The 24,791-nt window shown below is 58.5% G+C and carries 23 protein-coding genes, 2 tRNA genes and 1 rRNA gene; 6 read left to right on the forward strand and 20 right to left on the reverse strand.

Annotated features, from left to right (window positions below; all coding sequences use genetic code 11):
* Nucleotides 1–362: 362 nt before the first annotated feature.
* The 5 genes from BLO49_RS15200 to BLO49_RS15220 all read right to left on the reverse strand — a co-directional run bounded on the left by BLO49_RS15200 (nucleotide 363) and on the right by BLO49_RS15220 (nucleotide 4,310).
* Nucleotides 363–438: transfer RNA gene (locus tag BLO49_RS15200), tRNA-Ala, on the reverse strand.
* A 16-nt stretch (nucleotides 439–454) separates the two neighbouring features.
* Nucleotides 455–531: transfer RNA gene (locus tag BLO49_RS15205), tRNA-Ile, on the reverse strand.
* A gap of 178 nt (nucleotides 532–709) precedes the next feature.
* Nucleotides 710–2,168: ribosomal RNA gene (locus BLO49_RS15210) — 16S ribosomal RNA — on the reverse strand.
* 923 nt (nucleotides 2,169–3,091) lie between these two features.
* A complete protein-coding gene (locus tag BLO49_RS15215) occupies nucleotides 3,092–3,523 on the reverse strand; it encodes a CBS domain-containing protein (protein ID WP_090650174.1) in 432 nt (143 codons plus the stop codon).
* A 91-nt stretch (nucleotides 3,524–3,614) separates the two neighbouring features.
* On the reverse strand, nucleotides 3,615–4,310 hold the full coding sequence (locus BLO49_RS15220) for a rhomboid family intramembrane serine protease (protein WP_090650177.1): 696 nt from the start codon (nucleotides 4,308–4,310) through the stop codon (nucleotides 3,615–3,617).
* Between the two features lie 245 nt (nucleotides 4,311–4,555).
* Here BLO49_RS15220 and hfaA point away from each other — a divergent pair, with 245 nt between their 5' ends.
* The 3 genes from hfaA to hfaD are packed head-to-tail and all read left to right on the forward strand — an operon-like array spanning nucleotide 4,556 to nucleotide 7,234.
* Nucleotides 4,556–5,008 carry a holdfast anchoring protein HfaA gene (hfaA, locus tag BLO49_RS15225; RefSeq protein WP_090650179.1) on the forward strand — a complete coding sequence of 151 codons (453 nt, stop codon included), beginning with the start codon at nucleotides 4,556–4,558 and terminating at the stop codon, nucleotides 5,006–5,008.
* Nucleotides 5,009–5,016: 8 nt separating this feature from the next.
* Nucleotides 5,017–6,063: a holdfast anchoring protein HfaB gene (hfaB, locus tag BLO49_RS15230; RefSeq protein ID WP_090650392.1), complete on the forward strand. Its 1,047-nt coding sequence runs from the start codon at nucleotides 5,017–5,019 to the stop codon at nucleotides 6,061–6,063.
* Nucleotides 6,005–7,234, forward strand: coding sequence for a holdfast anchor protein HfaD (gene hfaD, locus BLO49_RS15235; protein WP_090650181.1), 1,230 nt, complete (start codon nucleotides 6,005–6,007; stop codon nucleotides 7,232–7,234). The genes hfaB and hfaD overlap by 59 nt, the downstream gene beginning before the upstream one ends.
* 116 nt (nucleotides 7,235–7,350) lie before the next feature.
* Here the strand turns inward: hfaD and BLO49_RS15240 are convergent, their stop codons facing one another.
* On the reverse strand, nucleotides 7,351–8,289 hold the full coding sequence (locus BLO49_RS15240; RefSeq protein WP_090650183.1) for a dioxygenase family protein: 939 nt from the start codon (nucleotides 8,287–8,289) through the stop codon (nucleotides 7,351–7,353).
* 151 nt (nucleotides 8,290–8,440) lie between these two features.
* Between BLO49_RS15240 and BLO49_RS15245 the strand changes: the two genes are divergently transcribed.
* Nucleotides 8,441–9,307: a CPBP family intramembrane glutamic endopeptidase gene (locus BLO49_RS15245; RefSeq protein ID WP_090650184.1), complete on the forward strand. Its 867-nt coding sequence runs from the start codon at nucleotides 8,441–8,443 to the stop codon at nucleotides 9,305–9,307.
* Here BLO49_RS15245 and virB11 read toward each other — a convergent pair.
* The 12 genes from virB11 to BLO49_RS15300 form a co-directional block, all read right to left on the reverse strand.
* The gene (virB11, locus tag BLO49_RS15250) at nucleotides 9,276–10,250 is read right to left on the reverse strand and encodes a P-type DNA transfer ATPase VirB11 (protein ID WP_415500634.1); all 975 of its coding nucleotides are present in this window, start codon (nucleotides 10,248–10,250) and stop codon (nucleotides 9,276–9,278) included. The two genes, BLO49_RS15245 and virB11, sit on opposite strands and share 32 nt — an antisense overlap.
* A 10-nt stretch (nucleotides 10,251–10,260) precedes the next feature.
* The gene (gene virB10 / locus BLO49_RS15255) at nucleotides 10,261–11,343 is read right to left on the reverse strand and encodes a type IV secretion system protein VirB10 (protein ID WP_090650188.1); all 1,083 of its coding nucleotides are present in this window, start codon (nucleotides 11,341–11,343) and stop codon (nucleotides 10,261–10,263) included.
* Nucleotides 11,343–12,122 carry a TrbG/VirB9 family P-type conjugative transfer protein gene (locus BLO49_RS15260; RefSeq protein WP_245679060.1) on the reverse strand — a complete coding sequence of 260 codons (780 nt, stop codon included), beginning with the start codon at nucleotides 12,120–12,122 and terminating at the stop codon, nucleotides 11,343–11,345. The genes virB10 and BLO49_RS15260 overlap by 1 nt, the downstream gene beginning before the upstream one ends.
* Nucleotides 12,122–13,393 (reverse strand): TrbL/VirB6 family protein, encoded by a 1,272-nt coding sequence (locus tag BLO49_RS15265; RefSeq protein ID WP_090650191.1) that lies wholly within the window; start codon nucleotides 13,391–13,393, stop codon nucleotides 12,122–12,124. The genes BLO49_RS15260 and BLO49_RS15265 overlap by 1 nt, the downstream gene beginning before the upstream one ends.
* On the reverse strand, nucleotides 13,393–15,867 hold the full coding sequence (locus BLO49_RS15270; RefSeq protein WP_090650193.1) for a VirB4 family type IV secretion/conjugal transfer ATPase: 2,475 nt from the start codon (nucleotides 15,865–15,867) through the stop codon (nucleotides 13,393–13,395). The genes BLO49_RS15265 and BLO49_RS15270 overlap by 1 nt, the downstream gene beginning before the upstream one ends.
* Before the next feature lie 8 nt (nucleotides 15,868–15,875).
* Nucleotides 15,876–16,160 (reverse strand): VirB3 family type IV secretion system protein, encoded by a 285-nt coding sequence (locus tag BLO49_RS15275; RefSeq protein ID WP_090650194.1) that lies wholly within the window; start codon nucleotides 16,158–16,160, stop codon nucleotides 15,876–15,878.
* A 1-nt stretch (nucleotide 16,161) separates the two neighbouring features.
* Nucleotides 16,162–16,464, reverse strand: a complete 303-nt coding sequence (locus tag BLO49_RS15280; protein ID WP_090650196.1) for a TrbC/VirB2 family type IV secretion system protein — start codon at nucleotides 16,462–16,464, stop codon at nucleotides 16,162–16,164.
* A gap of 221 nt (nucleotides 16,465–16,685) precedes the next feature.
* The gene (locus BLO49_RS15285; protein ID WP_245679061.1) at nucleotides 16,686–16,907 is read right to left on the reverse strand and encodes a hypothetical protein; all 222 of its coding nucleotides are present in this window, start codon (nucleotides 16,905–16,907) and stop codon (nucleotides 16,686–16,688) included.
* 51 nt (nucleotides 16,908–16,958) lie between these two features.
* Nucleotides 16,959–17,090 carry a hypothetical protein gene (locus tag BLO49_RS18685; RefSeq protein ID WP_281187280.1) on the reverse strand — a complete coding sequence of 44 codons (132 nt, stop codon included), beginning with the start codon at nucleotides 17,088–17,090 and terminating at the stop codon, nucleotides 16,959–16,961.
* Nucleotides 17,091–17,155: 65 nt separating this feature from the next.
* Nucleotides 17,156–19,726 carry a DNA ligase D gene (ligD, locus tag BLO49_RS15290; protein ID WP_090650199.1) on the reverse strand — a complete coding sequence of 857 codons (2,571 nt, stop codon included), beginning with the start codon at nucleotides 19,724–19,726 and terminating at the stop codon, nucleotides 17,156–17,158.
* Complete coding sequence (gene ku / locus BLO49_RS15295) at nucleotides 19,727–20,626, reverse strand: non-homologous end joining protein Ku (protein WP_090650201.1); 900 nt, start codon at nucleotides 20,624–20,626, stop codon at nucleotides 19,727–19,729.
* Nucleotides 20,627–20,712: 86 nt separating this feature from the next.
* Nucleotides 20,713–21,612, reverse strand: a complete 900-nt coding sequence (locus BLO49_RS15300) for a dienelactone hydrolase family protein (protein ID WP_090650203.1) — start codon at nucleotides 21,610–21,612, stop codon at nucleotides 20,713–20,715.
* 123 nt (nucleotides 21,613–21,735) lie between these two features.
* Here BLO49_RS15300 and BLO49_RS15305 point away from each other — a divergent pair, with 123 nt between their 5' ends.
* The gene (locus BLO49_RS15305; RefSeq protein WP_139159710.1) at nucleotides 21,736–22,809 is read left to right on the forward strand and encodes a DNA topoisomerase IB; all 1,074 of its coding nucleotides are present in this window, start codon (nucleotides 21,736–21,738) and stop codon (nucleotides 22,807–22,809) included.
* 16 nt (nucleotides 22,810–22,825) lie between these two features.
* Nucleotides 22,826–23,377, forward strand: a complete 552-nt coding sequence (locus tag BLO49_RS15310; protein ID WP_090650204.1) for an NADPH-dependent FMN reductase — start codon at nucleotides 22,826–22,828, stop codon at nucleotides 23,375–23,377.
* A gap of 364 nt (nucleotides 23,378–23,741) precedes the next feature.
* On the opposite strand, the gene BLO49_RS15320 is transcribed toward BLO49_RS15310, so the two are convergent.
* Entirely contained in the window at nucleotides 23,742–24,296 is a 555-nt protein-coding gene (locus tag BLO49_RS15320) for a hypothetical protein (RefSeq protein ID WP_090650208.1), read from the reverse strand.
* Between the two features lie 37 nt (nucleotides 24,297–24,333).
* The gene (locus BLO49_RS15325) at nucleotides 24,334–24,765 is read right to left on the reverse strand and encodes a RidA family protein (protein ID WP_090650209.1); all 432 of its coding nucleotides are present in this window, start codon (nucleotides 24,763–24,765) and stop codon (nucleotides 24,334–24,336) included.
* Nucleotides 24,766–24,791: the final 26 nt, after the last annotated feature.

A 24,791-nucleotide genomic window follows, 5' to 3' on the forward strand; every position in this document is an offset into this window, starting at 1 on the left:
GGCAGCGTGACAACATAAGAGTTTTAGATCTCACCGATCCGCCCCTTGGAAAGAAGTAGGAAACGGATGGTTGTACTGAGATCTTTTGTCAGACAATGTCTTCTCGGATATCTCCTAAAGCTATGAACATGCCGGAGAAACCCTTCATTTACAATTACAACCAGGGTCACAGACCCTGGACCCGTTAGTCATCCGAAGATAACCAACGAAACTTGCAACACATCGTAAGCAGCAGCACAACCAACCCTTAGCAGCTCATTCGAGCGCTGCAGGGTGGAGCCAGCCCGCATCTTTTTGCGAAGGCAAAAAGTGCAAAACGTAACCATGCGTCTGGCGACGCCAGGACGAATGTTAGTGAGGACTGGTGGAGCCAGACGGATTCGAACCGACGACATCCTGCTTGCAAAGCAGGCGCTCTACCAACTGAGCTATGGCCCCTTCGCCAAGACTAGCCTGGTAGGCCCGACAAGATTTGAACTTGTGACCTCACGCTTATCAAGCGTGCGCTCTAACCAACTGAGCTACGGGCCCATAGGCAGAAGCAAGATCACATCGATCCGGCTTACGATGCACAACCAACCTATCTGATGTCCGTATGACCTCAGCGGCTGATTGTGTGTTGGAAAGAGAAACGAAGACGGCGGCGAACCGCATATATTTTGTTAAGTGACATCTGAATAGCTCGTGAGAGCTGGACAAATATCCTTAGAAAGGAGGTGATCCAGCCGCAGGTTCCCCTACGGCTACCTTGTTACGACTTCACCCCAGTCGCTGACCCTACCGTGGTCGCCTGCCTCCTTGCGGTTAGCGCAGCGCCTTCGGGTAGAACCAACTCCCATGGTGTGACGGGCGGTGTGTACAAGGCCCGGGAACGTATTCACCGCGGCATGCTGATCCGCGATTACTAGCGATTCCAACTTCACGCCCTCGAGTTGCAGAGGACGATCCGAACTGAGACGACTTTTAGGGATTTGCCCTCTGTAGTCGCCATTGTAGCACGTGTGTAGCCCACCCTGTAAGGGCCATGAGGACTTGACGTCATCCCCACCTTCCTCCGGCTTAGCACCGGCAGTCCTGTTAGAGTTCCCAACTAAATGATGGCAACTAACAGCGAGGGTTGCGCTCGTTGCGGGACTTAACCCAACATCTCACGACACGAGCTGACGACAGCCATGCAGCACCTGTGTCCCAGTCTCCGAAGAGAAAGCATGGTCTCCCATGATGTCCAGGCATGTCAAAAGGTGGTAAGGTTCTGCGCGTTGCTTCGAATTAAACCACATGCTCCACCGCTTGTGCGGGCCCCCGTCAATTCCTTTGAGTTTTAATCTTGCGACCGTACTCCCCAGGCGGATTGCTTAATGCGTTAGCTGCGTCACCAACCGGCATGCCGGCTGACAACTAGCAATCATCGTTTACAGCGTGGACTACCAGGGTATCTAATCCTGTTTGCTCCCCACGCTTTCGAGCCTCAGCGTCAGTCATGATCCAGTAAGTCGCCTTCGCCACTGGTGTTCTTCCGAATATCTACGAATTTCACCTCTACACTCGGAGTTCCACTTACCTCTATCATACTCTAGGCTATCAGTTTTGAAGGCAATTCCAAGGTTGAGCCCTGGGCTTTCACCTCCAACTTGATAACCCGCCTACGCTCCCTTTACGCCCAGTAATTCCGAGCAACGCTAGCCCCCTTCGTATTACCGCGGCTGCTGGCACGAAGTTAGCCGGGGCTTCTTCTGCAGGTACCGTCATTATCGTCCCTGCTGAAAGAATTTTACAATCCTAAGACCTTCATCATTCACGCGGCATGGCTGCGTCAGTCTTTCGACCATTGCGCAAGATTCCCCACTGCTGCCTCCCGTAGGAGTTTGGGCCGTGTCTCAGTCCCAATGTGGCTGATCATCCTCTCAGACCAGCTATAGATCGTAGCCTTGGTGAGCCTTTACCTCACCAACTAGCTAATCTAACGCGGGCCGCTCTAAAGGCGATAAATCTTTCCCCCGAAGGGCACATTCGGTATTAGCACAAGTTTCCCTGTGTTGTTCCGAACCTAAAGGTACGTTCCCACGTGTTACTCACCCGTCCGCCACTAGCCCGAAGGCTCGTTCGACTTGCATGTGTTAGGCCTGCCGCCAGCGTTCGCTCTGAGCCAGGATCAAACTCTCAAGTTGAGTTGACACTTTTCTCAGTAATCTAAATCACTGCGTAAGTTTACGTTCATTAACGAGTTCCCACACGATCTATCCGAAGACAGATCGAATGGTTGTCTATTAAAGAGACCGCAAACAATTAAGTGTCGTATGGAGTGTATCTCAACACTCCGCAAGAACACCGCCGCCTGCGATTCTCTTTCCAATATCTACAATGTCAAAGACCGAAATGCGCAACATCCGAAGCGCAAAAGGTAGTTCACCAAACGGCGGTTAAACCGTCCAGAGCGACAACTTAAATCCTTGTCGAGGAGAGCGGCGCTTATACCGCATCAATTTTTAGTGTCAAGCAATTCTTTTTAAAAAGTTTTTGCTCTCAACCCTCACTTCCAAAACAACCCGGTCAAACCGGACCCCTTCGTCAGCGGAGCGGCGTATATAACCGCTCAAATTTCCCAGTCAAGCCCTTATTTTTAAAATGTTTTAAAAACAAAAAACTCAAACCAGAAACGCCGCAGAAACCCGAAAGCTCCCTCAGCAGGAGCGGCGCTTCTAAGAGAACCACCGCACCGTGTCAACCGAGATTTTCTCTTTTTCAACAGCACCGTTTCCGGCCAATGAAACAGAGACAACACATTATCAATAGACCATTCCGAAGAACAATCCCCGTCAGATATGCGAGACTCAGAAGAAGCGCTGTTCTAACTCCATTTCAAATTGGCATCAAGCGTTAATTGAATTTTTACAAACCCAAAATGAATCAACTAAACTGGTCAATTCCGCCTTCGTCGCAACCCGTAAAGGACCGTACAGCGAGGTGCGGTCTCTACAGATACGATCCCGGAGTCGCAACCCCTCAATGCGTACAAAGTGAGTCTTTTCCACACCTTATAAAAGCGGCCATCAAGACCACACTTCTATATGCAGATGAAAAGCAACAGGCCTTAACCGGCCGTAATATAGGCTTTCAAGGTCTGGGCCTCATATTCCGTCGCCGCGATCTTGGCCTTGACCAGGTCACCGATCGAAACGATGCCAACGAGCCGCTCGCCTTCCATGACCGGCAGATGACGAATACGCCGATCGGTCATATGGCCCAGCAATGCATCTATGGTTTCACCTGGATCGGCCGAAAAGACTTCTCGCGTCATGATATTGCTCACCGGCTGCCCCAGGGACTGACCGCCCGACGTGGCGATGGCGCGGATGATGTCGCGCTCAGACACGATACCAACAACCCGATCCGAGCGATCAAGCACGACAAAGGCGCCGACCTTGCGCGTATATAGCAGCGCCGCGACCGAGGCGAGGCTGTCATCAGGCGTGACCGTAAAGACTTCGCGGCCTTTTGTACTCAGCAACTGGTTTATCAGCATGAAGCACCCTCCCCGGATGTTGTCTGGCATTTAGACGCCTTGTGGCGTTCGCATTAAAGGGAGACTGAGGGTGCGCTCACCCTGTGGAAAATCAATTCAAATTTCTCGTGAAGAAGTGAGGGTGAAACGCCTTAAGCCAGTGACCGATCACCAGCACACCGAACAGATAGCCGGCGATATGCGCCTGCCAGGCAATGACCACGCCCTGCCCACCGGGCAGGAATGGCAGCAGGGCCGTGGCCAGGTTGATACCGATCCAGACGGCACCGGAACTGAGCACACGTGAATTGGTCAGCGGCACGATGCCGCCCGAAATGCCGCGCTGCCCGCCAATGCGGCTGGAGGCACCGATCAAGCCATAGATGGCGCCCGAAGCCCCGACGACTGGAACGCTCGAAGACAGGTTGAGCAGGCAGAAGCCAAGTCCCGCTGCCATCCCGCACAGGAAGAAAAAGGCGAAGAAGGACAAGGTCGCGCCTATGCCCTTGCCGAAGGCGCGAATGACCGGCGTGGCAAAGATCAGGCAGGCCGCCGCATTGAAGAGCACATGCGTCCAGCTTCCATGCAAGAATATATGCGTAAAGAGCAGTTCGAAATTGCCTTGCCTGAGTAGAACCGGCGATAAGGCGAAACTGTCAAGAAGCGCGGCCTCCAAGGCCGGCCCGCTGGAAATCTGCAAGGCGTAACAGCCAATCATCAGCAATGGCAGGACCACGGCCATCAGCGGCGCATTAAAAGCAGGCTCCTTGCGGGGCGCCAGGTCAGGCCGTTCGGCGTCGTCTGTCATATTTCGGGACTTCTCGGCTAATACGCAATGAAAACGGTTCATTTTGGTTATATATGACCCTGCTTTTCCCCTTTTGACAGGGGTTCGGCGATCAGCCTGGCACCAAAAAACCCATAAAATTGAATTTAATGCGTCAATTCCGGAAAAAATACACCTAATTTTTAGGGTTCCCTCCCAAAGTGGCATCCGAATTGCTGGCCATGGCTGCGTCTGGGGCGATATCGCCTCAGGCCTGGAGCGCACGAATGACGATAATCAAGACCCTGCTCATAACCAGCGCGCTGGGCGCCGCCGCTTTTTCGGGCGCGGCCCATGCCCAGAGCATGAGCACCAGTTCGGCCTCCTTCCAGGCGGGCTATGGCCTCAGCCTCCACCAGATGCAGACGGCGGTCGATCCCTCGACCCGCGATGCCAATGGCAATCGCGTCCTGGTCGACGGCATGATCGTTACCGGCACCGACAACAGCGTCTATGCCTATTCAAAGACACTCGGCGCGGGCGATGCCTATTCCGGTGCCGGTGCGCTGGGCGGCGCGACCGCGATCGGCAACAGCCTCTCGGTCGTGGTCAACGGCAGCTACAACACGGTCATCGTACACAATAACCAAACCAACAACGGCAATGTCACCGCCACTGCCAATGGCTCAACGGCCACGGGCGCGAAGGGCACGGACATCACTGGGGATCTGCAATTCTAATGGCTCACATGACACACCCGAAAACCGGCAAAAAGCTGGTCGCAACGATCACCAGCCTGGCCGCCCTCAGCGTCGCCCTTACCGGCTGCATGACCACGCCGAGCGTCAACGCTTCCGGCAATTACAAGAACCCGATCGGCAAGGCGCCGGTGACGGCTAACCCGACAGCCTATTCGGATGCCCTGGTTTGCCTCGGCTCATACGCCCGCTCGCACCGCCTGGCCTCGCCGCGGCTCGCCGTCGGCCGCATCTCGGATTACACCGGCCGCGCCTCGCTGGATGGCGGCCGCGAAATCACCCAGGGCGCCTCCCTGATGGCGATGACGGCACTGGCCAAGGCCGGCGCCCGCCAGGTCGAGCGTTTCGATACCTCAGTCGGTGAACTGGAGCTGAAATACGCCAACAACAAGCTGATCACCGATGACGCCGTCGCCAATCCGACGCGCCCGGCCGATTACCGCAAGATCATGGCCGGTCAGGTGGCGGGCTCCGACTTCTTCATTGTCGGCGGCATCACCGAACTGAACAACAATATCCGTTCCTCCGGCGTGGACGCCTATGCCGGCGAGACCAAGGACACCGGCCTCAAGGGCATGGCCTATGGCCGCACCCTGGTGATGAACGTGGCGCTGGACCTGCGCCTAGTCGACACCCGCACACTGGAAGTGGTCGATGTCATCTCGTACCAGAAGCAGATTGTCGGCAAGGAAGTGAAGGCCGGCGTGTTCGATGTGCTGAACGGCAATATCTTCGATATCTCCGGCGGCCAGGGCGCGCTGGAACCGATGCAACTGGCCGTCCGCGCCATGATCGAACGCGCCACGCTGGAATTCATGGCCAATCTGTACGGCGCGCCGGGCCCCGAAGTCTGCCTCGATCCGCAAAACGACTTTCTCTACAATGACACGCTGGGCGCCACGGGTGGCCTGACCCCGGCCTACGACAACCTGGAGACCAACAATGCCGGTACGCGCGCCGATCCTAACCGCTGGCAGAATGTTGCCGCCGGCGAGCCTCGCCATCCTGTGTCTGCTGACGGCGACAGCCGCTACTAGTCAGGAAATCCCTGACGGGCAGTTCAGCAATGATCAGACGCAAAACAATCCGATCAGCGCGGTCCAGACCCTGAATGTCGAGCAGAATGACGGCCTGACCGAAGCGGATACCTCCGCTGCCGGTAATAATGCCCAGTTTGGCAATGTCGACTACGACGCCACGCTCTATTCGTTCCAGTTCAACAAGGGGCGGATAACGGCCGAGACCCATATCAACGCCGTCAATACCGGCGATGAGGATACTTCGCTCGGTACGCCGGTCTATGCCACCAGCCAGGCCATCGCCAACTATGCGTCGGGCGTAACCTCCGGCGGCCACCTGACCGCCAGCACGAACCAGCAATCGACCGCCGACCAGGTGATCGCCACCACCGATGTCCAGGCGCCGAACAACGCCATATATGTCAGCGGTGAAGGCGACGCCACCACCGTGGTCAACCACACGGCCTATCAGGTCACCAATGGCCGCCTCGATTCGACATCGGTGCAGTCATCGACCACCGCCGCCCATGCCAATACCTCGGCGACCGTCCATTACTCACCTTCGCCCAATGCCTATAACGCCACGGCGACCAACAACTATTACGGCGCCTACAGCGCTGACCGCGGCTCGCAGGAACACGACATCACCCAGACACAATCAGCCATGACCCAGGCGCGCGCCGAGGTCTACGCTGGCAATGTCTGGAACATGCAGGCCAATGCGGCGGCCACCGGCAACGATGTCAATATCCAGAATGCCGGCGGCTCTCTGGTCGTCACCAACAACCAGACCCAAGCGGGCGCTGTCCAGTCTCAGGCCGTGATCGCGGCCGACCAGTATGGCGCGGCCTATGCCACGGCGACCGGTATCGGCAACAGCATGGCCGCCGGCAATAACGACAAATACGTCCGCATCGACAACAACCAGTTGTCTTCCGGTGGGGTCGATGTGCTGGCCTCATTTGACGGCACCACCGGCTGGGACGGCTATGTCACCGCCGATGCCACCGGCAACTCCGCCATCGGCTATGCCTGTTCAAGCTGTAAAGCCGACATGGGCGTCGATAATAGCCAGGTCAACAATTCCGATGTCAACGCCACGGCGAACGCCACGATCGCCAAGGGCCGCACCATCGTTTCGACCGCCCGCGCCGTTGGCAACAGTGCGTCCTATTACGTCGGCAACTGATAGCTTTATATTTCAATCAAAAGTGCGCCATCCAACGACTTGATCCTCCCCTGCGCAGCGGGGGAGGATCAGGCATGAACAAGCCCAAGGTCGTAGCGATTTGCCCGAAAGTGTTATTACGGCACCGCTATAGACACCGTACCGGTAAAGCCGCTGCTGTAATCACCTGACAGGCTGACCGTCGCGGCCGCCAGTTGTGCCAAGCTATCGTCGCTGAACACATTATCCGACGCGAAACTGATCGCCGCCAGATTACTGACGCTGGCGCTGTAACCGCTGGCGTTATTATAGACCGTTTCGCAGGTCGAGCGGTCAAAGGTCAGTTGCGTAATCTTGACACTATTGTTTGAGGTCGTGGCCGTCGACAGGCTGACATAGACCTCAACGTGGATATGAGGCATCCGCCCGCTGTAGCAGGCGGGGAAAATGGTGGTGAAGGTCACCTTGCCATTCGCATCCGTCACCTGCACGCCGCGCAGGTAATTCTGCGCCGTCACGCCAGAGGAATAGAGCGAGTATAGGCCCGACCGGTCGCAATGCCAGATATAGACGGCATAGCCTTCCAGCGGTGTACAGCCCAGGCTGTAATCTTCCACCGTAATGGTCAGGGTCAGGGGCACACCGGCCGCCGTACCGGAATAGCTGCCGAAGCTGGTCGTGATGTCGCTGCGGACCACGCCGCTCTCTGTCAGGACATTGACGATCGAGCCATTGACCGAATTGGTGCCGTCCGCCGGATAGGGACCATTGGTTTCCGTGGCCGCCAGGGTGCATTCGCCGCTGGCCGACGAGGAAGAGGAAGAGGAAGAGGAAGAACTGCTGTCGCTGCTGGAACTGCTGGAAGCGGCGCTTGATGATGAACTGGAGGCTGTGCTGGAGGTGCTGATCGTCGTGCCGCCGGAACCACCGCCGCAAGCCGCCAGAGCGATGGTGGAAAGGGCGGATGCGCCAAGGAACCAAAGAGCTTTTCGCCGCGACGGCAGAGCGGACAGGATCAGGTCTTCAAGACTGCCTTCTTCCTTGTGGGCCGGTTCATGGATGTGATGGTCAGGCATGGTAACTCCCCGGAGTAATTGATGAAGTCGACAGGGATACCGGGCCAATGCGGCAAAAAGATCGAAGCTTTATTACGAGAAAAACACTGTTTTGCGAGGCCGACACATTGCCAGGTTGACAAACGCGCCTGGCCGGCCTTCCCTTACCTTTATGACCTATCTCGACATTGCTTCGCGCGGAAAAAACAGCCTCTGGCGCTATATTGTCGCCTGGCCACTGGCATTAGTCATATGGCTGATCCTGGTGGTCGCCACACTCCTGCCGCTGATACTGACGCACCTGATCATGCCGGACCAGTTGCAAGCGCAGGGCGCCGGTGATCACCCGGTCATGTTTTTCGCCCTGCAGGGCGTGGCTTTCGCCGGCCTGATCGCCGGCTTCACCCTGGCGGCCTTCCTGCTCCACCGCAAAACCTTCAAAGACCTGTGCGGCAACTGGGACTGGCGGCTGGTGGGAAGCGGCGCGCTGGTCTGGCTGGTGGTCCTTATCCTCTCCACGGCCATTGACTGGGCGCTGGCGCCGAAGGGCTTCACCTTCACGATCGATACGCTCAACCCCGCCGTCATCCTGACCACCATAATCTGCCTGGCCATACAGACCTTCGCCGAGGAATTCATCTTTCGCGGCTACCTGACGCAAAGCCTGCTGCTGGCGACAAAACGGCCGATGGTGGCGGCCGCCATTGCCGCCGTCGCTTTTGGTTCGCTGCATATTCCGAACGGCCTCCCCCAGGCTGTCGGCGCCACCGTGCTGGGCTTTGTTCTGTCGCTGATCGCCATACGCACCGGCGGCCTGGCCTTCGGCTGGGGCCTGCATTTCGCCAATAACCTGTTCGGCGCCATTATCGTTGTGTCCGCCAATGACGTCTTCAAGGGTACGCCCGCCATTATCACGCAGAATACGCCCGGCCTGATGTGGTGGGATACCGTTTTCGGCATCGGCATCATGGCGGTTCTGGCGATTCTGGTCCTGAAGGATGGCCGGTTTATCGGTTCGGCAGCTCAATATCCGAAATAAGGCGCTCGCCGCCAGTGCGCGACAACTGCACCACCACATCGATCAGCGACGCGGCGTAGGACAGCGTCTCGGCGCGCGTCAGTTGCGTGCCCGATTGCATGACCATGAGGGCGATCTGTTCCAGCGCGCCTTTCGGTGTATTGGCGTGGACCGTTGTGAAGGAGCCGGGATGGCCGGTATTGATGGCGCGCAGGAAGGTCACCGCCTCCTCGCCACGGATTTCGCCGACAATGATCCGGTCCGGCCGCAGGCGAAGACTGGCTTGAAGCAGGTCGTTGATCGTCACCCGCGCCTCGCCCATCTCGCCTTTCACCGCCACCAAACGCAGGCTATTGGCGTGATTGTCGGCGATTTCCGGCGTGTCCTCGACCAGAATAATGCGCTCATTCGCCGGGATGGTCTTCAGCATGGCGTTGAGGAAGGTCGTCTTGCCGGAAGACGTGCCGCCGGAGATCAGGATGGTCTTGCGCGCCTGCACCGCCTCCTTCAGGAACTTGACCGGTTCCTTGCGGGCATAGGCCAGGTCATCGCGTTTGCCCTTGTGGCCAAGATCGGGGATCGGCCCGCGATCATAGGCGTCCAGCGAGAGATCAACCATGCGGTGGCGGCGGATTGCCAGGGCCCAGTGCTTCGCCGCCGGCGGGCCGACAAGCTGGACGCGCTCACCCGTCGGCAATGAGGCTGCCAGCAGGGGATTTTCGCGGTTTATGCCCTGATGCGCCACGCGGGCGATCTGCGCCGCCAGACGGCTCAGCAGCAGGTCGTCGATCTCCGGATTTTCAATCCGCTGCATATGCGGCTGGCCAGACGCCTCGATCCACACCTCTCCCGGCTGGTTAACCAGGATTTCGGTGACATCATCGCGTTCCAGAAAGGGCAGGAATGGCCGCAGATAGGTGCGTAAGTATACGCCATCCAGAGCCACCACGCTGTCTTCGGCCACGGGCATTGTCCTACTGGTTGAAATCGAGATCGCGCGCGGCGAAGACCTGGATCGGCGCGCCCTGCGGAACCTTGATCGTCGGCGGAATCTTCATGTCGTTAGAAAGCGCCTCGCCGATGACACCGGAGGCATCGCTGGAGGTGCCGATGACGATGGTAGACGAGCTTTTCCCGCTGGCTATGGTCGACAGGCCATTGACGATCGACAAAAGCATGGACGAGCCGAAACGCTTGGCGAAGTGGGTATCGACCTTGCCGGTGGCGCCCGCCTGGCCGAGATCATCGGTCGCCGGCGAGGCCAGTTGCACCGACAGGCCGTCAGGGCGGATCAGCCGGTCCCAGATGATGAAGGCGCGCGTTTCGCCGCTGGTCAGGCCGGACTTATATTGCCCGATCAGGCGCGAACCGCGCGGGATCAGGATATTGGTGCCATCGAAACTGCGGATATCGCGCGAAACGATGGCGCGCGTATAGCCCGGCAGGTCGGAATTGATCGCCGTCTCCAGCACGGCCGGAATGACCGCGCCCTGCGGCACCACGCGCGACGGATCGCCGATCTTCCAGGCCTTTTGCGACACGTTCGCCGTCTGGGAGGCGAGGAAGGCGTCATTGCTGTTGGCCGGTTTTGCCGCAGCCGCTGCGGCCGCCTGCTGTTGCGCTGCCTGCTGTGACGCGGGCACGCTGTTATCGATGATCAGGGCTGGAGCGCGCGTACTGCCGTCACTCACCGGCGCCGGTGCCGGCGGCTGCGCGACCTGAACCGGCGGCTGAACCAGTAGCGACTGCGGTTCGGGCGTCTCAACCGGATTGATTGTCGGATCGATCGGCGGCAATACCGAAGGCTGAGGCGCCGGCCGCGTGGCCTGCGGCGGCGGGGCCGGCTGAGGTCGCGGCTTCTGGTCGGAAAGCCCTGCCCAGGTCAGGGCGCCCAGGGCCAGCACGCCAATGACGCCCAGCGCCAAACCGACGCCATCGCCCATGCCAGATGCCTTCGCCACCTGCGGCATGGCCTGGACATTGGCCGCGTCGAGTTCATCGGCATCAATCTTCAGCCGGGGGTCGTTGCCGGGGGGTAAACGCGAGCCAATCGCCATTACTTCGTACTCCCATTCTTGCCGCGCGGCCTGGGCGACAGGCTGTCCAGCCCCTGCACGGCATAGGTGTCGTTATAAAGCACGGTCTTCAACTCGCCGCGCCGCAGGACAAAGGCGGGCGCCACCTGTTCGACGACGAAATAATCACCCCGCGAGGCATAGTTGACAATGCTCTCGGTATTGTCAGAATTCAGGGCATAGACCGCCGGCGCCGTCACGCCCGTGGCCCACTTCATGTAGGTAGAGATGCCGTCATCGAACACCCGGATCGGCACCAGGTCGGCCGCGCCGCTGAAGGTATAGGCGGCATTGCGCTTTTCCGGCACCGGCAGAAAGGCATTCGGGTCCGGCGGCGAGGCGGGATTGACCGGCGTGCCGCTGCTCTGGGCCGGCGGATAGCGGAAACGCAGTTCGTAGGTGATGCGACCATGCGCGCAGTCCGATTCCGACGCGGTACGCAGCTCAAAACTGTAAGTGCGCTTGTCGCTGACCACCGACATATTGGTGTAGCCCTTCGGTGCGATGGCTTTGACGAAGATCAGGTTGCCGCGCTTGTTGGGCGTCACCTGCCAGGCGGCTGAATCACCAACCCCGACATTTTCGACGTGCTCATCCGAGGCGAGCGTGATCATGGTCTGGAAGTTCTGGCAGCCGTCCAGCTTCACCACCGCCGCCGGATCGTAATCGATCGTGCGCAGGCGGCTGTCCGGCTCATAGCTTTGCGCCAGGGCCTGTAAGGGCAACGCCGCCATCATCATAAACAGAAATGCTTTTTTCATCATAGCTCAGTCCCTTTGGGGACGGTGGGAGTCGTCAGGTTGGGCAGGCTGGCCGGATTGCGGAAGCGCTGGCCCAACCCCTGCACACGGCTGAAGCGGTCGGCCGAGCCCTGGCGCGCCTGCGGATCGTAAAGACCGAGCATCTCGACGCGACTGGCCGCCCCACCGGCCATGCCTGCCGCCACATCAGCACTGCGGCTGATCGCCGTCACCATCGGATCGGTACGGGCATAGGCATCACCGGTCGGCATCACCATGCCACCACGCGAGGCTGGGTTGGCCGATTGCCAGATCGCCGCCTGGGTGCTTTGCGATGCCACGGAACTCATCGGCATATCACCGGCCGGCTTTTCGCGGATCGCCGCCTGCCAGTCACGCACCAGCGAGGCCGCCACCCACATCAGGGTAAAAAGGAAGGCGCAATAGATCACCGATCCCATGAACAGGATGACCATGGGCTGCACCGAGGTGACCGCGGCGATCGGATCATTACCGATGGCCTCGATCAGCGGCACGAACAGCATCAGGGCCGCCGTACCGCCCAGAACCGTCATTAGCGGCGCCAGGGCAAAAACCAGCGTCGTCCGCAGCCAGCCATTGAACAGGCCGCGCGTCTGCGGAAACAGGGCAAAGATAATAAAGATCGGCCCAAGGATCAGCAGCAGGTAAAGCACTAGCCGGGTCAGGATCAGTACACCGAGCGTCGAGACAAGAAGACACAGGCCCGACAGCCAGAACAGGGTCACCGGCATGGAATGCGGCAGGATCAGCACCGGTTGGGCCGAGGTGGTCGCCACATTGCCGATATTGCGAGCGGCGCTGCCATAGGCCGGATCGAGCCGCTTGGCGATATCGGCAAAATGGACGAACAGGTTATCGAGGCTCTGGGCGAAATTCATCACCGCGCTGCCGCGCTGACCGAGCAGCGCCGCCGCCACCTCGTCCGGTCCGCCCATCATCAGGCCATAGAAAACCGCATGATAGGCCGGCCAAAAGGAAACAAAGGTCAGAACTAGCACCATGGTCATGATGCGCGGGCTCATCATCACCACGGTCAGCCGTGTCCGTCCGGTCAGGAAACCATAGGCGATCAGGCCGACATAGATGATCAGCATGGCGGTCAGGGCATAGCCGAAGGCGCCGCCCGGTCCGAACAAACGGTTATAGCCCGTCTCGACCGCCGCATTGATGTGGCAGTCCATGGCATAGAGCGACCCCGACACCGAGGTTTCGCCGACCAGCGAGATGGCGGGGCAGTAACCGATCTGCATCACGCCCGCCCCTTCTGGGATGATGTTTTTTGGCCCGCATCTTCCGGCCACGGCGAACCGGTCAGGTGCGGCCACCAGTCGGCCGGTGCGTCGCCATACTGGGCGCGCAGGTCATCGAGATGGCGCACACTGGCCTCACGGCCGGACAGCACGGTCAGGATATCGGGCATGGATGAGAGATCAAGCCGCGCTACCACCGAATGATTGCCGTGCTTGACCAGGAAGGCGCGGGCGTGCGGCGGCAGGGCGCGGATCAGGTCCAGTTCGTGCTGCGTCAAGCCGAAACCGTCGCAATAATCCTCTGCCTGCGCGCGGGGATTGGGCATGAAAATCTGCGTCGCTGCCTGCTCGATGATGGCCGAGGAAATGCGGCTGTCGAGCGCATCGCGCGCCGACTGCGTACCGAAACCAAGGATGGCGTTGCGCTTGCGCAGGGTTTTCATCCAGTTGCGGATGGCGGCGGCGAAGACCTCGTCATCGAGCGCCTTCCAGCCCTCATCGATAATGATGATCGTCGGCGTACCGTCCAGACGTTCCTCGACGCGCTGGAACAGGTACATCATGCAGGGCGTGCGCAGGGTCGGGTCATTGAGCAGCAGGGTCATGTCGAAGCCCAGAGTGCGGGCCTCCATGTCCAGCTCGTCCTCGGCATTATCAAACAGCCAGGCGTGCTCTCCATTTTGCGTTGCGCTACCGCTATCGCTGCTTGAGCGCCCTCCCACCCAAGGGTTCAATCGCGCGGCCAGATCGCCATGTGTCGGCCGGCGCACACCGCCCAGCAGTTCGCGGAAGAAGCGCAGCCGGCGATATTGCGGTTCCTGCTCGAAATTGGCGTCCACCGCTTCGGAGATAATCGCCTCTTCTTCTGAATTGAGCGGCTGGTCCGGGCGATGCAGCAATTGTGCTATAAGCGACCGCAAAAAAGCGCGGTTGCCGGGATTATCCGGCAGTTGCAGCGGATTGAAGCCGGTCGGCTCGCCGGGGCGTAAGGTAGCGTAATGCCCGCCGATGGCGCGAATGAAGATTTCGGCGCCGCGGTCCTTATCGAACAGTACGGTGCGCGGCTTGAACTTCTGCGCCTGCGCCGCCAGGAAGTTCAGCACCACCGTCTTGCCGGAACCCGATGGCCCGATGACGGTGAAGTTGCCGAGATCGGCCTTGTGGAAGTTGAAATAATAGGGCGTGCCAGACGAGGTCTCGAAAACGCTGACCGCCTGCCCCCAGTGATTGCCCTCCGGCTGGCCGATGGGGAAACCATGCAACGAAGCGAAGGAGGCATAGGCCGCCGTCGAGATCAGCGCCTTGCGGGCGATATAGGGTTCATTGCCGGGGAACTGCGCCCAGAAGGCGGCTTCGAGATTGATGTCCTCGCGCACCGCCACAGCGCCGAGATCGGCCAGGGCGGCAAGCGCCTGCGCCACCGCCGGATCGAGCGCGTTCAGCGATTTTGCCCTGACAAGCAGGCTCATATGATGCTCGCCCAGTCCCATTGAACCGGTAGAGAGATCGTCCTTGGCCGACATCAGGCCTTGCCGCAGCGACATGGCTTCTTCATCGGCGGCGCGCATCCGGCGCAGGGCCAGATTGATGCGCTCCAGCCCGATCTGACGGTCGACAAAGGCGAAGCTCTCCGTCAGGGTCATCTCGAACGGCAGGCGCAATATGGCATCGCACATACCCGGCGTGGCGTGCGGCGGATAGTCCTTAAGCGACAATATGGCCGAGAAATCCTTGCCGTCACCGAGGCTCGACTGCTCCAGCGCTTCCAGACCGAAACTGACCCGGCGATAGGGGATATATTGCCCCAGATCGCTGGCCGGCCGCAGCACCGGGCGCATCTCGCCATTATACAGCGCCGACAGCAGCTCCAGCGGTTCGGAGCATCGCCCGTTCGCCGTTTCGTAACCGCCGAGCACACGCGGCCCGTAAGCCTGAAGCGCCGCCTGCAAGGCTTCGGCCGCCGCCTGCAATTCCTTGTGGTCGCGCGCCAGACCCGCGGCCTGACTGTTTTCGCCCATGCCGCGCCCGAACAGGTTGGCAATGCTTTCGGCGAAACCGACCTTGCCCTTCGGGTTGCGCCGGACAATGGTGATGAACAGGTCATTGACGAACAATTGCCGGCTGGAGAGCCGATCCTGCCACTTCTGCTGGATCAGGTTGCACACCGGATCATCGAAGCTCGATTGCAGGCCGACACTGACCCGGCGGCGGATGATATGATGGTAGAGTACGAAGCGCGATGATCCGACCGCGCGCAGGGCAGCGGCGCGGATGATCTGGCGGTGATTGACCTCGTCTGTATCGGCCGTCTCAAAGGCAAACCCTTCAAGATAGAGCGACTGCATCAGCGAACCGTCACGCAGCACAATCGTACGGTCATCAAGCAGCCGGTCATAAGGCAGCCGGTCACCAACGCGCTGTTCCTTGGCGAACCAGCCAGCGAAACCACTCAAAGTCTTTGGACCGTCAGCCATACTCTTCTTTACGGATGATAGGAATTACAACGCCAGAACCGGTAGTTCCGGACACGCGGGCAACGCGACACACTAGTCAGCCACAGATCGAAGATGCGCGGCTCACGTAGGCAAAAAAGATAGCCCACCACATGGACAACCAGCGCCACGGCGAAGGCCCAGAAGGAGCGCGTGATCAGGAAGGCTTCGGTCGTCACCACCGCATTGATAATGAAATAGCTGTAGGTAACGCCAGCAAACATCTGCGGCTGGGTCAGCGCCTTGAATACGGGTGACTTGATGAGGTCAGACATTCTAGTTGGCGACAGCCTGGATGCCGCCGACAATCGTGGCGGCGCCGAAAAGGATGAAGCAGCCGACAATGACCGTGGCGCCGAAACGCCAGTTCATCCGGCCGGTCAGCATCATGAAGCCGACGGCAGCCACAGCGATGACGGCCACGGTGGTCGCCACCTTGCCCATCAGCGTTCCCTGTATCCAATCCAGCGCATTGGAGATCGGCGAGGAACCCTGCGGCACCATCTGGGCGTGCGCCTGGGTGGCGAACGCCATCAGCGACGCCGAAACGGCCATCAATGTATGCGAAAGATATTTCATGGACACCTACCCTTATCGACCCTTTTATCGTTGCCCCGGCAAATTCGCCTGTCACGAGCCGAAAGCACCGCCAAAGTCACCAGACGGGCGTCACTCTTGCCCAGGATTGCATTGGAAGCAAGGTTTTGTATGACTATAGCGTGCGTTTCCGCAGGGATATGGGGAAGCACATATCATAATAACGCCGTTAGCATGGCGCGGCCATGTCCATGCGGACAAAATCACGCGGCGAAAGTGACCGTGACGCCTTTTTTCTTGAAATAGGATTGCATCAGCTTGCGGCCCTGGCGGTTGTTCTGCGCCAGGCGGGTCGGTTCCACAACGGCTTCCTTCAGGCCCTCGGCCGCCAGCGCCGCTTTCAAATCCTTGATAGCCGCATCCAGTTCGACGTTGTCGTTAGCGAGCGATTCATAAATTTTTTCGAGGGCTTCAGCAGTGGTCACGTCACAGGTCTCCATTTCGGAAACCCGCTTAACAGCTTTTGCCCCGCCACATCAAGACTTCTTGATATTGTCCAGCGTGTTGCGCTGATCCTTGTTAAAACCGGCCGAGACGGTTTCGATTTTTACGACGGCCTTTTTCGGCTTGCGGATTTCCTTAGTGCTCTTCTTTTGTCCCTTGGCCATGGTCGTTTTCCTAATTCGCCTGAATGGCGTGCCACCTTATCGCAGGTTATGGCCGGGAAAGCGCGTTAATTGTGAATATCGATCCGGAGTGCGGTCAGGATATCTTCACTGATCGTCTGTCTGGTGGTCAGGAAATCAGCCCACGGATCGCTTTTCAACTGCGCCAGACGTTCGGCTATGGTGCCGATATTATAGCCCGACGGCTTCAGTTTTACCGACAACTCATCCCAGAACAGCGGCGTTGCCACGCCGGCGGCTTCGCGCGCCCTGACCGAATAGGGCGCCACGGCGGTGGCAGTCAGGTCATTTCGGAGGTAGTCGACGAAAATCTTGCCCTTGCGCGCCGCCTTGCTGGCCATGGCGATATAGCGATCCGGATAATCATGCGCCATGGACTGCGCAATGGCGCGGGTGAAGGGTTTGACCGTGGCCCAGGTATATTTCGGCGTCAGAGGCACCACCACATGCAGCCCCTTGCCGCCGGTGGTTTTCAGGAAGGCTTTCAGGCCGAATTCATCCAGCCGAGTCTTCACCTCGCGCACGCCTTCGATGACATTATCCCACGGTGTTTCCGGATCGGGATCGAGATCGAAAATGATCTGGTTAGGCTTGTCGGGCGCGTCGGCCATGGCGCCCCACGGATGGATTTCGATAACGCCCCACTGGATCATGGTGATCAGGCCGGCGCGGTCCCTGATCATAATATAGTCCTCGTCACGGCCCTTTACCTTCACGCCGGTATCGTAGATGTGCTTCATCTCACCTTTACCGAGATGGCGTTGGAAGAAACAGGTCTCCGCCTTGTTTTCAGGACTTAGCCCTTCCGGGCAGCGCAGCATCGAGATCGGCCGGTTAATGATATAGGGCAGCATCCGGTCGGCGATTCTGTCGTAATATTCTGCCAGTTGCAGCTTGGTCACGCCAAGGGCCGGAAAGATGACCCGATTCGGATGCGAAATGCGTATGCCCGCCACTTCGGCTTCGGCCGATTTGGACTTCGTCTTCGGTGCGAGGGGCGGATCGGCTTCCATGACCTCCTTTGTAACATGCAATGCGCGATCGCGCCCCACCTCTTCCGCCGGCTTGTCTTCACGCAGGCCCTGAAAAGACGGATGACGCAGCCGTCCATCATCGGTCCATTCGGTGAATTCGATCTCGCACACCAGTTTCGGCGTCACATATTGCGCGCCGCGCCGCGCGTCGGCCGGTAACTTGTCGTCATACTGGCTTTTTGTCACTTCCAGCTTGTCCAGCGCCTTGCGCAGAGCGACCGAGGTATCACGGTCGAAACCGGTCCCGCACTTGCCGGCATAGATGAACTTTTCCTCCTCGTAATAGCCCAGCAGAATGGCGCCGATGCCGCGCTCGGCATGGGTCGGTTCGGAAAAGCCGCCGATGACGAATTCCTGACGCTTGTGGCACTTGACCTTCAGCCATGATTTCGCCCGGCCGCTGGTATAGGGCGCATCGGCGCGCTTGCAGATCAGCCCTTCCATTTCCATGTCGCAGATCTTGTTGAGGAATCCTTTGTCGGCCTCGAAGAAATGCTCACTGAAATTGATGCGGCCGGCAAAGTCCTTGCCCTTCAGCAAACCCGCCAGCCGCGCCTTGCGCTCCAGCAAAGGCAGGCCGCGCAAATCCTCGCCATCGAGATACAGCAGGTCGAAAACATAATATTGCAGGTCGGCGCTTTTGCCGGCGGAAAGCGTATTCTTCAGCGCCGTGAAACTCGACCGCCCCTCAGCATTCAGCGCCACGATCTCGCCGTCGATAATGGCGGATTTCACACCCAGGCCCTCCAGCCGATCGGCCAGGGCCTGGAACTTCGGCGTCCAGTCCAGTCCCTTGCGCGTCATCATCCGCACGCTGCCATCCTCGATATAGGCGAAGGTGCGATAGCCGTCGAACTTGACCTCGTGCAGCCAGTTCTTGCCGGTCGGGATGGTGTCGGCCAGGGTGGCCAGTTCGGGTTCGATAAATTTGAGCGCTGGCGTCTTGCCCGCCTTTTTTGTCGGCGCGGTCTTTTCGGCATGGCTGGATTTCCACACCTTGCCGCCGCCCTCGCCGGCAGCGATTTCCTCCATCGTCCGTCCACTCACAATACTGGTCATGTTGTCGGTCAGGATATGGTCGTCGTCGCCCTCGACCTCGCGGCCATCATGATGCTTGATCAGCAGCCAGTTATTGCGGCCCTTATCCTGCGGGCGCGGCTTCATCCGCACCAGCACCCATTCGCCCTGCAGGCGTTTGCCATTCAGACGGAATTTGAAATCGCCCTTTTTCAGACCCTCATGCGGGTCGCCAATTGGCTCCCAGTCGCCTTCGTCCCACAGCATGACCGTGCCGCCGCCATAATGGCCTTGCGGAATCGTGCCCTCGAAGCGGCCATAATCGACCGGATGGTCCTCGACCTCGACCGCCAGGCGCTTATCGGCCGGATCTAGACTCGGCCCCCTGGTCACCGCCCACGATTTCAGAGTACCATCCAGTTCGAGGCGGAAGTCATAATGCAGCCGCGACGCCGCGTGTTTCTGGATCAGGTAGCGATGACCGGATGTTTTCCTGACGATGCCTTCCGGCTCGGCGGTGACCTTGAAATCGCGCTTCTGGCGATATTTTTCCAGATTGTCAGCCATCTAACCCGCCTTTCTGGCCGGGGCCTTTTTCGGCTTATCCGATTTCGGCGGCGTGGCCTTGCGCGTGCGTGACCTGACCGGCGCCTTGCGGGCCGGCTTCTCTTTCTCAACAGCCGGTTCGTCACCGTCCTTTTCGCGTAAAGACTGGCGCAGAGCATCCATCAGGTTGATCACCCTGGCGGTCGGTTTATCCTCCATCACCTCGCGCGGTTCACGATGCTCGATGCGGGCATTGATCAGTTCCTGAAGCGCCTCGCGGTAATGGTCATGGAACTGGCCGGCATCGAAACGCTTCGTCTTGCGTTTGATCAGTTCCTGCGCCAGTTCGACCTCCTCGCTGTCCGGCTTGCGATCGCGGATCTCGTCAAAATACGGGTCTTCCTCGCGCAGTTCCTCTTCATAGCGCAGGGTCTCCAGCACCATGCCGCTGCCGAAGGGCCGGATGCGGCACAGGCGTTCGCGGCCACCGATCGCCAGTTGCCCCACCGCCACCTTCTTCGCCGCGCGCAGGGCATCGCGGATCACCGAAAAGGTCAGGTCATTCCCCTTGCCATCGGGTGCGATGAAATAGGGCGTTTCGATATAGACGTCATCGATTTCATCCACCCCGACAAACTCGGCAATATCGAGCACCTTGCTGGAGGGGATTTTCAGTTCCTTGATCTCTTCCGGCTCGATCAGGACATATTCGCCCTTCTCGACCTCGTAGCCCTTCACCAGGTCATCGCGATCGACCTGTTTGTCGCCGGCCATCAGGGCGTGGTGAACGCGCTCGCCGGTCGGCTTGTAGATTTCATGAAAGGCGATGGTGCGCTGGCGATTGACCGCCAGGTACATATTGACCGGCAGGGAGACCAGCGACAGGCGGATTGTGCCGCTCCAGTAGGGACGCAAGGCCATGAGAACGCTCCTTTGTGTCCGCCCAACCTATCCTCACCGGGGTAAGAATCGCAGGAGGAAAACCGGGAACGCCCGTAAAGAAGTGATCAGGCTCGGAGCGTCCGGTTGAAAAGTTCCAGCGTCCGCATCCAGGCCAGTTTCGCCGCCTCCGCATTGAAGCGCGGCGTGGTGTCGTTGTTGAAGCCGTGTTCAACGCCGGGATAGACAAAGGCATGGTAGCGGATGGCGGCCGCCTTGAGCGCCGCCTCATAGGCCGGCCACTGCGCATTCACGCGATCGTCATTGCCGGCAAAATTAAGCAGTAATTCCGCCTTGATATCGGGCACGGCCTCCAGCGGTGGCGGTGCGCCATAAAATGGCACGGCCGCCTTCAGTTCGGGAATACAGGTGGCCAGCAGGTTGGCGATGCCCCCGCCATAACAGAAGCCGACCGTACCCAGCGAGCCATTGCCGCCCTCAACTTTCAGCGCATATCCCGCCGCCGCCACGAAATCTTCGCGCGTCTTCGCCTGGTCAAGCTTGGCGAAGGCTTCGCGCGCCTTGTCCTCATCACCTGGATAGCCGCCGAGCGGCGTCAGGGCATCGGGCGCAACGGCAATGAAATTCTCCAGGGCCAGACGACGGGCGATGTCCTCGATATGCGGATTCAGGCCGCGGTTCTCGTGCGCCACCAGCACCACCGGCAGGGGCTTTGCGGCATCTGCCGGGCGCGTCACATAGGCTTTGATTGTGCCGTAACCCTTGGGCGAGGCGATCTCGACCCAGTCCGTCCTGATACGCGCGTCATCCGGTTTCACCTGCTGGGCGCGGGCGAAATCGGGCGCCAGGGCCGCAAGCGTTGCCGCAGCCCCGGCGGCGCCAGCCGTATAGCGGGCGCTGCGATTAAGGAAGGTGCGCCGGTCGATCAGGCCATGCACATACTTATCGAACAGTTTCAGGACTTCCGGTTTGAAATCGCTCGCCTGCGGCATATCGGCTTTGGTCATGATGTGACTCCTGAAAAATGGCCCCGGCTGGCCGATACCATGCCACGGGATTTACGCCGCACCTATTAAATTCCGCGCATCTTCCAATCGCTTTCCGCTGGTTGGGCGTCGCAGCCTAAGGGCATGAAAACCGCCACCCTCCTCGATATTGATTTTACCGACTGCGAAGCCCAGGCCCGGTCGCAGGGCCTGCGTTATGTCACGGACGCCAAACCCGGCTTTACGCGCAAGCGATACGGCAAGCATTTCCATTTCTTCGATACCAGGGGCGAGCGCGTCCGCGACGAGGCGGTCATTGCCCGCATCCGCAAGCTGGCTATTCCGCCGGCCTATACGAAGGTCTGGATCTGCCCCCATGCGAATGGCCATATCCAGGCCACCGGGCTCGATGCCAGGGGCCGCAAGCAGTATCGTTACCATCCCGATTGGCGCACCCTCAGGGACAGCTCGAAATTCAGCCATATCCTGGCCTTTGGTGAGTTCCTGCCGAAGCTCCGCGCCGTCACCGCCGAGCACATGTCGCAGCGCGGCCTGACGCGCGACAAGGTGCTGGCCACCGTCGTCACCCTGCTCGAAAAAACCCTAATCCGTGTCGGCAACGGCGAATATGCCAAACACAACAAGTCCTATGGCCTGACCACCTTGCGCCATCAGCATGTAGATGTCAGCGGCCACACCATCCGCTTCCAGTTCTCGGGCAAGTCCGGCAAGGCATGGAACCTGAAACTGACCGATCGCCGCATTGCCCGTGTGGTGCGGGCCTGCGCCGAAATCGACGGCCAGGAACTGTTCAAATATATCGATGATAGCGGCGTGGTGCGCGATGTCACCTCCGGCGATGTCAATGCCTATCTGAAATCCATCACCGGCGAGGCCTTTACCGCCAAGGATTTCCGCACCTGGACCGGCACGGTTCTGGCCGCCATGGCCCTGCAGGACTATGCGGAGTACGATACCCAGGCGCAGGCGAAAAAGAATGTGGTCGCCGCCATCGAGCATGTGGCGAAAAAGCTTGGCAACACGCCGACCGTTTGCCGCAAGTCCTACATTCATCCGCAGATCATCGACGCCTATCTGAATGGCAGCCTGATCGAACAGATCACCGGCGAAATCGACAAGACGCTTCAGGCGCAGTATGAACAACTGACGCCGGAGGAGATTCTAGTTCTGGCTTTCCTCAAGCAGCGTCTGGCCTAATTTCAGGGAGACACCTATGAGTGATATTTCCGTCGCCGTTATCGTCGGCAGCCTGCGCAGGGACTCGATCAATCGCAAGGTGGCCCAGGCCGTGACACGGCTGAACGCGCCGGGTCTGGCCTTCACCTTCGTCGAGATCGGCGACCTGCCGCTTTATAATGCCGACTTCGAAGCCGCACCGCCGCCGGCCGTGGCGTCATTCCGCCAGCAGATTGCAACAGCCCAGGCGTTTCTGTTTGTCTCGCCGGAATATAACCGCTCGGTTCCCGGTGTGCTGAAAAATGCCATCGATATCGCCTCGAAACCCAATGGTCACAACGGCTGGGGCAACAAACCCGGCGGCCTGTTCGGCGCCACGCCCGGCGCCATAGGCACCGCGGTCATGCAGTCACATCTGCGCACGGTCATGGGTGGGGTTGGGGTCACGGTCTTTTCCGGCCCGGAAATCTACCTGACGGTGAAAGACGACTTCTTTACGGAGAACGGAGACTTCAACGAGGGTACGCACAGATTCCTGCAAGGCTGGATGGACGGCTATGCGGCGTTTGTGAAGAAGATGGTGGGGTAATGCTTTGCGCTTTTAAGATTTATCATCAGACGTGTTATCGTTTTTTGCAACCCAAGTGGTCGTTTTGAGCTTTTGAAATATCTCATCTCGGTGGGCATCAAATACCTTCTGCTCGAAAGCGGCCATCTTAGCTTCATCTTTTATCAAAGTATGCTCTACGGCCTCTTCGTCTGTTAACTCAAACGATACTGTAGTTGAGGTTCGTCCGTCTGGAGACGTCACTGTCAGGTCGAAGATGCAGCGGGCTTCCAAATTTCCCAACGTAGGCTGCACCCAGTTAAATCAATTGGTTTCGCATATCCCAATGCTGAGTCATATCGAAGTGCTTTGAAATTGGCACTGAAGGCAAGCCCTGCGGTTATATTTAAATCCAGCCTAGCACTTGCTTCTTCCCTAGTAATATAACGGAACCTGGCTCATCTGGTACGACTCTAACACCAAAGTCCTTTTCACCTATATCCCGCATAAACTGCAGCCAATAGTTCATGACATTTGCTAGGGCTTGATCAAAGTTCCTCTCAATTCCATCGGTGCAATTTGCGTATATAGCTTTTTCGTTATTTGAGTATTCACCACTTTCGTCGGTAAAGAAAGTCGACACTGTCATTTCGACAATTTGCGCGCTTTTTGAAATAAGCGGCAGGCCGATAGCATCTGGATGGTCTAATTGACCATGCTTGAAAGCGTTTGCGGCATTAGTAATAAGTCGATAATCGGGGCAGACGCTATATACTTGCTTCCATGAAGGTCTAATTTGACCGTCCAACTGCTCACGAAAATGAAACAAGGTTTCGGCAAGCTCCAACGCAACCACAGTGTGGTTGTAATTGCCGAACTCCATTTTGTCGCGGTGATCCTGATATTCTTTATATCTGACCACAATATTGCGATAAAAAAAATTATTTATGTCGTTAAACACGTATCCGCCTGTAATTTAATAATTGACGGACTTGCGCTTAGACCTCTGTACTTACCGGCACATGGGCCCAGAATTCGATCTCGACCGTGGCGTCATAGGCCAGGTTGGTGACGCCAAATGCCGTCCGCACCGGCAGTTGCGCCGGGTGGAAATAGGGCTTGTAGAGTCGGTTGAAATCGCCCCACTTGGTGATGTCGGTCAGCATGACCGTGGCCTTGAAGATATGCTCCAGCCCCAGGCCGTATTTCTTCAGGATATCCGCCGTATTGCTCATGATGAACCTGACTTCGTTCTCGAAGCCTTCAGCCAGCTTGCCGTTTTCATCGAGCCCGATCATGGCGGACAGGTAAAGAACCTGCCCCACCTGGACGGCCTCCGAAAAAGGCGAACGCGGATGCGGATGCAGAAAATAGGTGATGCCATCGGCCGGAATGGGGTTGATGACGGGGCGGTCGGCTACATTGCTCATGGCGTGGTTTTAGCGATCTTTGCGTG

Source organism: Asticcacaulis taihuensis (assembly GCF_900100255.1).
Lineage (GTDB): Bacteria > Pseudomonadota > Alphaproteobacteria > Caulobacterales > Caulobacteraceae > Asticcacaulis > Asticcacaulis taihuensis.

Excerpts from the sequence above, each read along its gene's own strand:
- BLO49_RS15215 (WP_090650174.1), bottom strand. The coding sequence starts at position 3,523 with ATGCTGATAAACCAGTTGCTGAGTACAAAAGGCCGCGAAGTCTTTACG.
- BLO49_RS15220 (WP_090650177.1), bottom strand. The coding sequence starts at position 4,310 with ATGACAGACGACGCCGAACGGCCTGACCTGGCGCCCCGCAAGGAGCCT.
- hfaA (WP_090650179.1), top strand. The coding sequence starts at position 4,556 with ATGACGATAATCAAGACCCTGCTCATAACCAGCGCGCTGGGCGCCGCC.
- hfaB (WP_090650392.1), top strand. The coding sequence starts at position 5,017 with ATGACACACCCGAAAACCGGCAAAAAGCTGGTCGCAACGATCACCAGC.
- hfaD (WP_090650181.1), top strand. The coding sequence starts at position 6,005 with ATGTTGCCGCCGGCGAGCCTCGCCATCCTGTGTCTGCTGACGGCGACA.
- BLO49_RS15240 (WP_090650183.1), bottom strand. The coding sequence starts at position 8,289 with ATGCCTGACCATCACATCCATGAACCGGCCCACAAGGAAGAAGGCAGT.
- BLO49_RS15245 (WP_090650184.1), top strand. The coding sequence starts at position 8,441 with ATGACCTATCTCGACATTGCTTCGCGCGGAAAAAACAGCCTCTGGCGC.
- virB10 (WP_090650188.1), bottom strand. The coding sequence starts at position 11,343 with ATGGCGATTGGCTCGCGTTTACCCCCCGGCAACGACCCCCGGCTGAAG.
- BLO49_RS15260 (WP_245679060.1), bottom strand. The coding sequence starts at position 12,122 with ATGAAAAAAGCATTTCTGTTTATGATGATGGCGGCGTTGCCCTTACAG.
- BLO49_RS15265 (WP_090650191.1), bottom strand. The coding sequence starts at position 13,393 with ATGCAGATCGGTTACTGCCCCGCCATCTCGCTGGTCGGCGAAACCTCG.
- BLO49_RS15270 (WP_090650193.1), bottom strand. The coding sequence starts at position 15,867 with ATGGCTGACGGTCCAAAGACTTTGAGTGGTTTCGCTGGCTGGTTCGCC.
- BLO49_RS15275 (WP_090650194.1), bottom strand. The coding sequence starts at position 16,160 with ATGTCTGACCTCATCAAGTCACCCGTATTCAAGGCGCTGACCCAGCCG.
- BLO49_RS15280 (WP_090650196.1), bottom strand. The coding sequence starts at position 16,464 with ATGAAATATCTTTCGCATACATTGATGGCCGTTTCGGCGTCGCTGATG.
- BLO49_RS18685 (WP_281187280.1), bottom strand. The coding sequence starts at position 17,090 with ATGGCCAAGGGACAAAAGAAGAGCACTAAGGAAATCCGCAAGCCGAAA.
- ligD (WP_090650199.1), bottom strand. The coding sequence starts at position 19,726 with ATGGCTGACAATCTGGAAAAATATCGCCAGAAGCGCGATTTCAAGGTC.
- ku (WP_090650201.1), bottom strand. The coding sequence starts at position 20,626 with ATGGCCTTGCGTCCCTACTGGAGCGGCACAATCCGCCTGTCGCTGGTC.
- BLO49_RS15300 (WP_090650203.1), bottom strand. The coding sequence starts at position 21,612 with ATGACCAAAGCCGATATGCCGCAGGCGAGCGATTTCAAACCGGAAGTC.
- BLO49_RS15305 (WP_139159710.1), top strand. The coding sequence starts at position 21,736 with ATGAAAACCGCCACCCTCCTCGATATTGATTTTACCGACTGCGAAGCC.
- BLO49_RS15310 (WP_090650204.1), top strand. The coding sequence starts at position 22,826 with ATGAGTGATATTTCCGTCGCCGTTATCGTCGGCAGCCTGCGCAGGGAC.
- BLO49_RS15325 (WP_090650209.1), bottom strand. The coding sequence starts at position 24,765 with ATGAGCAATGTAGCCGACCGCCCCGTCATCAACCCCATTCCGGCCGAT.